This window comes from Streptomyces sp. BE20 (genome assembly GCF_036322525.1).
Lineage (GTDB): Bacteria > Actinomycetota > Actinomycetes > Streptomycetales > Streptomycetaceae > Kitasatospora.
Window position 1 is genome coordinate 1 of the sequence record NZ_JAQYWW010000880.1, and the last position, 239, is coordinate 239.

1 protein-coding gene is annotated in these 239 nt (G+C 70.3%); it reads left to right on the forward strand.

The window, feature by feature from the left end; all coding sequences use genetic code 11:
* Positions 1 to 239, forward strand: a 239-nt coding sequence (locus PUR61_RS45435) for an IS110 family transposase (RefSeq protein WP_329880169.1), incomplete at both ends; no start/stop codon positions are given.

Here is a 239-nt window from a genome sequence, read left to right on the forward strand (position 1 = left end):
CTCCATCGGCGCCCTGCCCCTGACCGTCGCCCGCGACGCCGGCTGCCAAGTCGCCTACCTTCCAGGCCTCGCCATGCGACGAATCACCGACCTCTACCCCGGCGAGGCGAAGACCGACGCCAAGGACGCCGCCGTGATCGCGGACGCGGCCCGCACCATGCCCCACACCCTGCGCACGCTGGAACTCACCGACAAGATCACCGCCGAGTTCACCGTCCTGACCGGGTTCGACCAGGACC